This window comes from Aquabacterium sp. (assembly GCF_014378415.1).
Lineage (GTDB): Bacteria > Pseudomonadota > Gammaproteobacteria > Burkholderiales > Burkholderiaceae_C > Aquabacterium.
This window is the reverse complement of sequence record NZ_JACMNS010000040.1, coordinates 37,388-45,014: the sequence shown is the minus strand read 5'-3', so window position 1 is coordinate 45,014 and position 7,627 is coordinate 37,388. Positions and strand designations below refer to the sequence as shown.

The window sequence follows — 7,627 nt, the reverse complement described above, 5'->3', positions numbered from 1 at the left end:
GTTGCGCCAGGCTGCGCACTTCCGAGGCGACCACGGCAAATCCCCGGCCTTGCTCGCCAGCGCGGGCCGCTTCCACGGCGGCGTTCAGCGCCAGGATGTTGGTCTGAAACGCGATGCCGTCGATCACGCCAATGATGTCGCCAATCTTGCGGCTGGACTGGGTGATCTCGGCCATGGTGCCCACCACCTGCGCCACCACGCTGCCGCCCTTGGCCGCCACGTCGCTGGCCGAGCTGGCCAATTGCGAAGCTTGGCGCGCGGTGTCGGCGTTGTGGCGCACGGTGCTGCTGAGCTCGTCCATCGAGGCGGCCGTTTGCTGCAGATTGCTGGCTTGGGTTTCAGTGCGGTGGCTCAGGTCGGTGTTGCCGGTGGCGATCTGGCTGGAGCCGGTGGCGATGTTCTCGCTGCTTTGGCGCACGGTGCCCACGGTCAGGATCAGGCTGTCGTTCATGGCCTTGAGGGCCGTCAGCAGCTGGGCGGTTTCATCCGTGCCGCTGGTGTCAATGCGCGAAGTTAAATCGCCGCTGGCCACGGCCTGCGCGATCTTGACCGCGCGGCCAATGGGCAGCACCACGCCACGGCTGACCACATGGCCCATCGCGAAAAAAAGCGCGCCGGCGATCAAAACGGTGGCCACCATCGCGCCCCGTGCGAGGTCGGCGGTGTGGTCGCTCTCAGCCTGCGCAGTTTTGGTTTGTGCTTCGATCAGGTCGCCCAGATCACCCATGGACTTTTCCAGGGTTTCGAAGCTGGCTTGGAAGGCCGGGAGCTTGGCTTGGGCCGCGTCGCGGTCGGTGAAGGCCAGGTTGATGATGTTGGTGGCACTGGCCAGGTAGGCGTCCAGCGCCGGGCGGGTCTGTGCCGTGGCTTTCAAGATGTGGTCGTCAAGCGGCAGGCCATCCAGCGTTCGGAATGAGTCCCGGAAATTCTCGATGTGTGCTGCCAAGGCCGCCTTGGTGGTTTTCTCTTCGGCCGGATCTTTGTTCAGCGAGGCCAGCATGGCGCCGAGCGCGTCGGCACGCAGGGCGTCGTGCATCATGTCGGCCTCCATCTGGGCGCGCAACGCACGGCCGATGGTGGCGATGTGGGCGGTGTCCGATGACAGTTTGTAGACCTCCGAATACCCGGTGATGCCGATCAGCAGCATCAGCCCCAGGCCGACCAGGCTGAAGCCCAGCAGCTTTTGTTGGATGGTGAGTTTCATAAGCGTGTCTTTGGTGGCCAGGGTCAGAACTTGACTGAGAAACCGACCGTCCACAGGCGGTCCGGCGTGTATTGGTTGGCGCCGATCGAGACGGCCGCGTCCAGTTGCATCGCGGGGCTGAGCATGTAGGCCATGCCCGCGTCGTAAGTGACGACGGCGCCGCCGTTCTTGCGAGAGCTCAACTGTTGGCCGGCCACTTCAATGAAGGTGCGAAAGCCATCCGTCCAGGACTTGCCCACGGTGACCGCGAAGATGCCGGCGACGAAGTGCTCACCCGCGTCGTTCTTGTCGGCCAGCACGCCAGGCATGATGCCCAGCGCCATGTCGTGGGGCAGCTCCCATTCGGCCACCACGCGCACGGAGGGGCGCACGCCCTGGCCACGGAAGGCGCGGGCGCCGCTGTCCAGGTCGGCGTGGAACAGCCAGGCAATGGCGGGCTTGCCGGTGGCCTCGTCGCCATCGTGGGTGTGCCATTTCAGGCCCAGGGCCACGTCGGCGAAACCGTTGTCCTGGCCGTCGCGGATGAAGCCGTCGGTCTCCAGGCGCAGTTCGGTGTTCTCGGTGATGCCGTAGCGCAGCAGGGTGGGAGTGGTGCGCGTGGTGGTCTTCACGCCGGCGACCGTGTTGCTTTCAGAGGCGAATGAGGTCTCAATTTGGAAGCGGCCCAGCCCGACCACGGCGCTCGACTCGACGATGTCGGGGCGGTCGGTGGCCATGACGGCCTCTTCGGCGTGCGCGGCCAGGGGCAGCAGCAGGCCGGCGGCCAGCGTGGTGGCGATGAGGGTGAAGTGGTGTGCGGCCATGGTGGCGGCTCCTGAAGGGCTGATGGAAAGGGTGACTTCACATCAGTCGGTACTTCAGGATTGATGCACGGCTTATAACGGCAAGGCGGCGGCCGGATGTAGGCCCACCGTGGTGCAAGAGTGACGTTTTCGGAAAGCGCTGCGGCTTTCCGTGAGAAAGGACCGGATTCAGCTGGGCGCCAGGGCGCTCAGGGAATCATGTGCGTGGTCTGGCCCGCATTCGAGAACGTGATCACACCGCCCCAGATGCAGGTGAGCATGGAGATGTTGTCCAGCGCCGGGGCGTTGTTGAGCATCACGGTGGCCGCGCCCGGCGACCAAGGCGCGGGCGTGTTGGGGATGCAAGGCATGGGCGTCAGCACCCCCAGCGCGGCGGCGGTGGCGGCGGCGACCATGGGGTTGCCCGGGCAGTTGCACATGCCAAAGGGCGGGATGTTCATCATGGGCACGTGGTCCATGATGTTGGCCGCCACCATGTGGCTGGTCATGATGGGCTTGGGCGTGGGGATCAGCGTGCTGGGTGCCAGGCCGAAGGTGCATTTCATCATGGCACCCATGCAGGTTTGTTGGGGCATGTCGGGGCTCCTTTGATCGGGGCAAACGGTTCAGGCGGGCGTGGCGCTGGTCCACACGGTCAGCGCGCTGAAGTTGTCGTGGCTGGGCTTGTGGGCGGCGTTGGTCAGCACGGTGGCTTCCAGCACGTCCAGCCAGGCTTGTGGCGAGGGGGCGTCGATCAGCGATTGCGCCAGCACCTCGTCGTCCACATACTCCCACAGCCCATCGGTGCACAGCAGGAAGACATCGCCGTCTTCAATGGCCACGGCCTGTTCGGGCACGCCCACTTCGAGGTACTCGGCCGGGGTGCCCAGGGCCGATTGCAACTCGCTGCGCTTGGGGTGGGTGCGCATCTCTTCGGGCTTGATCAGGCCGCCGTCGGCCAAGGCTTGCACCAGGCTGTGGTCGCGCGTGCGGGTCTGGATGCGGCCTTGGCGGAACCAGTACACGCGCGAATCACCCACGTGAGCCCACAAGGCGGTTTGGTCGATGAAGTCGATGGCCAGCAGGGCGACGGTGGTGTGCATGTTGGCTTGCACGGTGCCGTCAATGCGGTGGTCAAGGATGACGTGGTTGGTGCCGACCACCAGTTCGCGCAGTTGCGGCGAGGTGGTGGCGGGCAGCAGGGCAAAGCCGTTGAGCACGTTCTGCACGGCCAGCTTGGAGGCGATGTCGCCGCCGCCGTGGCCGCCAGCGCCATCGGCCATCACGCAGCACAGGTGGCGGTCGGAGTTCCAGTGGCCGCAGGCGTCTTCGTTGTAGCTGCGTCCGCCTTGCTTGGAGATGATGGCGATTTCAAGTTCCACGGGCGGGGCTTCTTTCAGTGCTGGCCGTCTTTGAGCTGGTCGATGTGGGCCTCGTAGGCGCGCAGGAATTCGCGGCCGAACAGGTCGTGGAAATCTTCGGCGGCTTCTTCCGAGATCTGGCCATACAGGTCTTGGAAGACCTCCCACAGTTTGGCTTTGCGGGTGGCGGGCAGCAGGCTGTTGATCACGGATTTTTGCGTGAGCTTGCCTTCGAGGATGGCTGGGTCGAAGCGCTTGAGCACGCCTTCCAAGGCGGCCTTCATGCCGGCGACGAAGCCGAACTGGTGGGCGCGCAGATCGTCATAAGCATCGCGCATGGCGGGGGCTGGCTGCATGAAGCCGCGCGCGGGCGGTGTCAGCAAATGCGTCAGCGCCACATCCACCGAGGGGGAGAACTTCAAGGGGTTGTTTTCACGCGCGACGATCATGGTGACCTCGGCGCGGATCTCGCGCTTGAGGGCGGCGCGGGCCACCAGCAGGTCCACGGTGCCCTTGGCGGATTCGTGCAGCAGCTGGCCGATGAGTTTCATCATCTCGGGCGTGAGCGCGTCGATCTGCAGGCTGGGCACGCCCAGGCCTTCGCGGAAGGCGGCCAGCAGGGCCTGGACATCGGCGCTGCCTGCGGTGCTGGAAGTGGGGCGCGGTGCGGCCACGGGCGGCGGCACGTAGGCGGGTGCAGGGGCAGCGGCAAAGGCGGCCGAGGGGGACGTGGCCACAGGCGGCGTCGGCATGGCGGCTGGCATGGTGGGTTTGCTGGCCGGCCGGATGATGGTGCGGCCTTCCGCGCCACCGGCCTGGTCGCCCCAGGACAGGACCGCGCCTTGCGGGGCGGGGCCGCTGGCGGGCGCGATCGGGGCCGCAGGCTGGGGGGAAGCTGGCTTGGGGGCCACCACCTTGGGCGGGATGAAAGGCGTGTTCAGCTCGGACACATTGTCGGCCATGGCATTGCTGCCGGCCGAGGCGGGCCCGCTCATGAAGGAGCGCAAGGGGTCAGCGTTCTGCGCGGTGTTGGGCTTGGACAGCGGATCTTGGAAGGCCGAGCCCGCCAACGGGTCGCCGCTGCGGTTGCTGGCCGGGCCCAGGCCGAACAGCTCGTCCAGCGAGTCTTCGGCGGCGGTGCCGCGGATGCCTACATCGGGCACCAGGGGGGCGGCGGAGGGGCCGCCCAGGCCCAGGCCGAAGTCGTCGGGGATGGCAGAGGGTGCGGCGCCCAAGCTTCGACCCAGGTCATGGGCGGGCACCGGGTCGGGCGCGAAGGGGTCCCAGTCCAGGGGGATGCCACCGGCGGATCCCAGCGAGGCAAACGGGTCCATGGGCGCGGTGGCCGCAAACGCAGGCGGTGCGCCAGCCAGGCCACCCCCAAAACCCACCAGGTCTGCGAAAGGATCGACCGGCGCGGCGGCACCGGCACTGGCCTCAACCGACAGCACATAGCCGCCAATCTGTACCTGGTCACCCGCCTTCAAGGGGGCCTCGGCGCCGTTGCCCAGGGCCCGGCCATTGACCAGTACCGGGTTGCTGCCGCGATCGACCAGGGCGAAGCCGTCATTGCGGAACGCGACCTGCGCGTGCACGCGCGAGATCGTTCGCTCGGGGTCGGGCAGGATCAACTGGTTGGTGTCGGCCCGGCCGATGGTGCCGCCCAGTTCGTCAAAGGACGCGGACAGGCGCTCGGTGGGGCCGCCGTTGAAGGTGAGGATGGTCAGGGTGATCACGACTGGCAGCTTATCTCAACACGTAGAACTGTCCATCCACCACCGCCAGCCGGATGGGCCAGGCGTGGCTGCTGCCCGACTCGGTGGGCACGGTGCGCAAGATGGGGTGGCCGGTGGGGCCGAGGCATTCCAGCAGCCGGCCATCGGCCACGGGGCGCAGGACCAGGTCGGCGGCGGTGGGTGGGGCGATGCGCAAGGTTTTGCTGGCGCTGAGTTGCTGCACGTGCGCCCGAAAGCGGCCGACATCGACGGCGGCCTCGCGCTGGTAGGCCAGGGCCAGCTCTTCAAAGCGCAGGCGCGCGGCGGCGATGAAGCCTTCGGGGTCGCCACGCGTCAGGTCGATGGCCAGGCGTTGCAGGAAGGCCAAGGCTTGCATCTTCAAGGCGGGCGTGATGTCGACCACGGGCGCGTCCAGCCAGCGCCAGCGCGGGAAGGTCACGGGCAGGTCCACGGTTTGGGGCAGCAGCAGCGGGGTTTCGTAAACCTCGTTCTCTAGCAGGGCCCAATCCAGTTGGGCGAGGGTGCGCGCCGAGTTCTCGCTGGCGGGTTGGCCTTGCCGAGGCAGCAGCAAACGCAGTTTCACCCAGGTTTGCCCATCGGCCACGTTGGGGGTGGGCGGTGGTGGGGGCTGGCCGGGCGGCAGGTTCAAAGGATGCGGGTTGATCACCAGGCCCAGGCGGTTGCCGCCAGCCAGGGTGTACTCGTGCACGGGGACGCAGGCCACATGGGTGCCGGGCGCGGTGCGCGCATCGACGCTGGCCACGGGCACGCCGTTGAGCACGGCCTCGGCCTGGCAGCCCGCCGCTTCGATTCGCAATAACAGCAAGCGCTCCATCAGCCCAGGCTCCAATCCAGCAAGGTCATGGCGGGCAGCAGCGGGCGCGCTTGCCGCGAGGTGCCCAGCACCGGATCGTGGATGGCCAGGGTGGTGGCCACCGGCTCGATCCGCAAGGTCAGGAAGAGCTGCACGCCGCCGTTGCCGGGCTTGGCGCGCAGGCCAGCCTCGCCCACGATGGCGCCGGTGGCGGGCGCGGTGGGGTGCAAGGCGACGTGGTCGGGGGTGACGATGGGGTCCATCTCCAGCTCAAAGGGGTAGCGCAGCTTGACCACGGTGGGGGCCAGCACCTCGGGCAACAAGGGCAGCTTGCTGTCGCGCCGGATTCGGGTGCGCAGGGGCGTGCTGCCTTGGGCGCGCAGGCGCAAACGGGCGCGGGCGCCGGCCAGGCTGAGCTCGCCGCTGAGCTGCAGTTGCAGGGCGCAGGCGACCATGTCGAGCCAGCCTTCCAGCCGCATGACGGGGTCATCGACCAAGCCTTGGGGGCCTTCGCGCCAGCCCCAGCTCAGGCCAGCCTGGCCCGCCATCAGCGAGGGTTCGATGTCCAGTTGCGCGGCGGTGGCGCCGCTGGTGCGCTCAAAGGCCAACAACAGTTGGTCGGTGCTGGCTTTGAAATCGTCGTGCAGGCGGGCAAAGCCGCGTTGCCAGGCGCTGCCGTCTTGCGCGATGCCGTCGCGCTCCAAGCGGCAGGTGGCGGGCTTGGTGGTGTGGCGCAGCTCCAGCAGCCATTGGTCGGCGGGGTAGCTCAGCACGGGCGTGGCAACCTCGCCTAGCGGGGCACCATGGTCGCGCAGGCCGCAACTGGCGACCTGCAGGGTGTGCCATTGCGGCGAGCTTTCATGGGCAATGCCCGCGACCAGGCCATCGGGCACGGGCAAGGTGGGGGCGGCATGCACCGGCCAGCTCACGGCAGTGGCTTCGTGGCCGCGCCACTCCCACAGGCCATGCCCGCCAGTGAAGGCGACGCGGGGGTGGGTGTGGTCGCCACAGCCGCCCAAGGCGCGCACCTTCACTTGCAGGCGCGCGGGCGGGCCTTCGCCCGGCGCATGGGTCAGCACATGCAGGCGTTGGGGCGGCAAGGGCTGGCTGGTGTCGATGCGCAGGCGGGGTGCGGCGGCCGGGCCGGGCACGCGTTGCCAGTCCTTGTCAGTCAGGCGGTATTCGTGGCGCCAGGCGGTGTCGATGGTGCCGATGTCGATGGCGTCCAGGTCGCAACTGAGGCGCGCCACTTGCACGTTGCTGGGCACGACGTCGCCCAGGCGGCCCAGGTCGGCCAGGTCGGCCACCACGCGCGCATCGGCGGCTTCAAAATCGGTGGGCGGCAGGCCGGTGTGGGGGCGGCCGGCGCTGGCGGCGTGCAGGCGTTGCAGTTCGTCGAGCGTGCGGCGCACCAGTTGGTGGGGCTTGATGAACTCGCTGCGGCGGGTATCGATCAGGATGTCCTTGGCCCATTCAAAGCCGGGCTTGTCTTCAAAAGCCGGGCCCCACACGAACCACAGGTTGACGTACCTGGCCACGCACGGCCCCTCGGCCAGCTGGTGCTTTTGCGCGTGCTGCACGGCCAGGTCGATGAAGGCGCCGTAGCGATCGCCCAGGCGCTCCAGCATGGCGGGCCACTGCAGCGCGAAGTAGGCCGCCACGCGGTGCACGAAGCGTTCGCGGGCGACCTGCGCCAGCAGGTCCATTTGTTGGGGGCTCAATGACAGCAT

7 protein-coding genes are annotated in these 7,627 nt (G+C 67.8%); all 7 read right to left on the bottom strand.

Features of this window, described 5'->3' with window-relative positions:
- A partial coding sequence (locus H7225_RS04325) for a methyl-accepting chemotaxis protein (RefSeq protein WP_290659557.1) occupies window positions 1–1,204 on the bottom strand: 1,204 nt, incomplete at its 3' end.
- A gap of 23 nt (window positions 1,205–1,227) precedes the next feature.
- Window positions 1,228–2,007 carry a transporter gene (locus H7225_RS04320; RefSeq protein ID WP_290659556.1) on the bottom strand — a complete coding sequence of 260 codons (780 nt, stop codon included), beginning with the start codon at window positions 2,005–2,007 and terminating at the stop codon, window positions 1,228–1,230.
- A 188-nt stretch (window positions 2,008–2,195) separates the two neighbouring features.
- Window positions 2,196–2,582, bottom strand: coding sequence for a DUF4280 domain-containing protein (locus H7225_RS04315; RefSeq protein WP_290659555.1), 387 nt, complete (start codon window positions 2,580–2,582; stop codon window positions 2,196–2,198).
- Between the two features lie 30 nt (window positions 2,583–2,612).
- The gene (locus H7225_RS04310) at window positions 2,613–3,368 is read right to left on the bottom strand and encodes a protein phosphatase 2C domain-containing protein (RefSeq protein WP_290659554.1); all 756 of its coding nucleotides are present in this window, start codon (window positions 3,366–3,368) and stop codon (window positions 2,613–2,615) included.
- 14 nt (window positions 3,369–3,382) lie between these two features.
- Entirely contained in the window at window positions 3,383–5,083 is a 1,701-nt protein-coding gene (tagH, locus tag H7225_RS04305) for a type VI secretion system-associated FHA domain protein TagH (protein WP_290659553.1), read from the bottom strand.
- A gap of 10 nt (window positions 5,084–5,093) precedes the next feature.
- The gene (locus tag H7225_RS04300) at window positions 5,094–5,909 is read right to left on the bottom strand and encodes a hypothetical protein (RefSeq protein ID WP_290659552.1); all 816 of its coding nucleotides are present in this window, start codon (window positions 5,907–5,909) and stop codon (window positions 5,094–5,096) included.
- Window positions 5,910–5,917: 8 nt separating this feature from the next.
- Complete coding sequence (locus H7225_RS04295; protein ID WP_290659551.1) at window positions 5,918–7,627, bottom strand: hypothetical protein; 1,710 nt, start codon at window positions 7,625–7,627, stop codon at window positions 5,918–5,920.